Source organism: Janthinobacterium sp. CG_23.3 (assembly GCF_046115965.1).
Taxonomy (GTDB): Bacteria; Pseudomonadota; Gammaproteobacteria; order Burkholderiales; family Burkholderiaceae_D; genus Janthinobacterium.
In genome coordinates this window covers 1-2406 of sequence record NZ_JBJXIB010000247.1, presented here as the reverse complement: position 1 = coordinate 2406, position 2406 = coordinate 1, and the positions used below count along the sequence as shown (strand labels likewise).

Below are 2406 nucleotides of genomic sequence, written 5' to 3'. Positions count from 1 at the left end.
TGATCTCGCCGGGGTGGGAGGTGAGTGGAAGTTCAAGGGTAGACGGGGGTTCGTCGTGGCGGGCCGTGGCCTCCGTTCCGTTCGACAGCCCCGGCCTGGCCGCCCAGCCCGAGGGGCGCGACACGCTGTGGCCTTTGGCGCTGGACTTGCCCGGCGCGGCCGGCCAGGTGCTGGTGTCGGCGGTATCGATGGGCAACCCGCACGCGGTGCAACTGGTGGCCGACGTCGACCTGGCCGCGCTCGAGCAAAGCGGGCCGCTGATCGAGCGCCACGCGCGCTTTCCGAAACGCGTCAACGCCGGCTACATGCAGGTGCTGGGGCGCCACCACATCAAATTGCGCGTCTACGAACGCGGCGCCGGCGAAACCCTGGCCTGCGGCACCGGCTCCTGCGCCGCCGTGGTGGCCGGCATCCGCCGCGGCCTGCTGGACTCGCCGGTCAGGGTCAGCGCGCGCGGCGGCGAGCTGTCGATCAGCTGGGCCGGCGAGGGCCAGCCGGTGTGGCTGACCGGGCCGGCCGTCAGCGTTTTCGAAGGCGAGATCGAGGTCGGCTGAGGCGCCGTAACACGCGCGGCGCCGCGCACGTTTTTTGCGTTTACGGCGCGCCCACGTGCCCGCGCCTCAGGCCGGCAGCAGCGCGCCGTCCGCTTCCGCCGGCGCCCCCGGCAAGTAGGTTTTCAGGCGGTACAGGCGCTGGCGGTAATTGCCCTCCGGACCCTCGAAGCCGCAATCGACCTTCTCGAACAGGCGCGCGATGCGGTCGAGCGCCTGGCGTTGCTGGGCGCTGCGCACCAGCACCAGGCGGCGCTTGCTGCGCCCGTAGTTGGCGCGGATGTCGATCACCAGGCAGTGGCCCTGGTCGGCGCTGTTCAAGTCCAGCAGCAACATTTCCGGGCGCGACAGGCCGAACAGGCCGGCCAGTTCCAGCCGCGCCGCCAGCAAGGGCTGGCAGCCGGCCAGCTCGAGCGCCTGCAAGGGGCCGAGCGCCGCCCGCCACGGCGCCGCCTCGGCGCCGGGCGCGATCTTGCGCAGCGCCGCCTCCGCCTCGGCGCTGCCCTGGCTGGCCGCCTTCAGCAACCAGTAGGCGGCGCGCACGTCGCTGTTTTCAGCGTCGCGCCGGGTGCGCCAGGCGTGGATGCCGCATTCCAGTTGCGCGGCGCCGTGGCCCATGTCGGCGGCGCGCTCCAGATAAGACTTGGCCTCGCGCACGCTGCGCTGGGAAAACTCCGGTTTGATATAGATGCGCGAGAGCGCGAACCAGGCCTCGGCCAGGCCCTGTTCCCCGGCCTGTGTCAGCCAGCGGATGGCGCGCTTGAAATTGACCGCGCCATTGGCCGCGCCGGCGCCGGCCTGGACCCGGGCGCCGCGGGCGTCCATGCGCGCGCACCACAGGCCCAGCGCCAGTTGGGCGGCGCGGTCGCCGCCCTCGGCGGCCAGCTCGCAAAAACGCGAGCGCTCGGAATGGCCGACGCCGCTGGCGTCGCCGTCGCGGCCGAGCAGCTGCCCGCAGCGCGACAGCAGCAACACTTCGTGCGGCGCCAGCGTTGCGGCGGCCGGCCGGCGGGCGCCGTCGGCGCCGTCGCCGGCCTCGCGCAGCAATAGCCGCGCCATCGGCAAGGCCCGCTCCAGGAAGCCCTCGCCGTCGCCCTCGTCCCAAGCCTGGCCGAGCACCGTGTACAAGGCCGCGCTCACGCCGCTGTCGGCGGCCCGGGCCAGCCAGGCCTGGCCGCCCTGCGCCGCCGCGTCGGCGCGGCGCTCGTCGCCGGCGCCGCGGTGCTGGGCCAGCAGCCATTGCGCCTCGGCCAGGCCGGCCTGGGCGGCCCGTTCCAAGCCTTGCAAGGCCTTGGCGCGCAAGGCGCCGCCGCCGTCGTCGCGCGCCAGCGTCAATTGCGCCAGCACCAGCCCGGCCTGCACCACGCCGGCGTCGTAGGCGCGCTCGTAACTGGCCAACACCTCCGGTCCGCCCTGTTGCGCCACTTCATGCGGCACATGGGCGCCGATCAGCAGGCTGGCCTCGGCGCAATCCTGCTGCGCGGCCCGCTGCAACCAATGCAGGGCGGTCGGCATGCTTTTTGGCAAACCGGCGCTGCCGAACAGATAGAGTTTCCCCAGGGCGAGCTGGGAACGGCTGTCGCCGGTGCGCGCCCCCCTGATAATCCCTAGTTCTTCGCGATTGGCCATCGGTCCACTATGAAAGTTAATTCCAGCAATTTCGAATATATATAGTCGATAAACAGATTAGGCCGCCCGGCCCGCTTTCAATCCATTGTGTCATTGTGAATATCTATTGGATTGCGCATTACATTAAACAGTGGTGACTATTCAGCCTGAGCGTACAGCGTAGAAAGTTGTTGTAAACGAATCGTGGATAACGCATCATGCGTGCATGCCACCAAAACCGCCCCGC

General features: G+C 70.3%; 2 protein-coding genes. One reads left to right on the top strand and one right to left on the bottom strand.

Going from position 1 to position 2406, the window contains the following annotated elements:
* Nucleotides 1–554, top strand: a 554-nt coding sequence (dapF, locus tag ACFDR9_RS27525) for a diaminopimelate epimerase (RefSeq protein WP_409033053.1), incomplete at its 5' end; no start/stop codon positions are given.
* Between the two features lie 66 nt (nt 555–620).
* Here dapF and ACFDR9_RS27520 read toward each other — a convergent pair.
* Nucleotides 621–2180: a tetratricopeptide repeat protein gene (locus ACFDR9_RS27520; protein WP_409033052.1), complete on the bottom strand. Its 1560-nt coding sequence runs from the start codon at nt 2178–2180 to the stop codon at nt 621–623.
* Nucleotides 2181–2406: the final 226 nt, after the last annotated feature.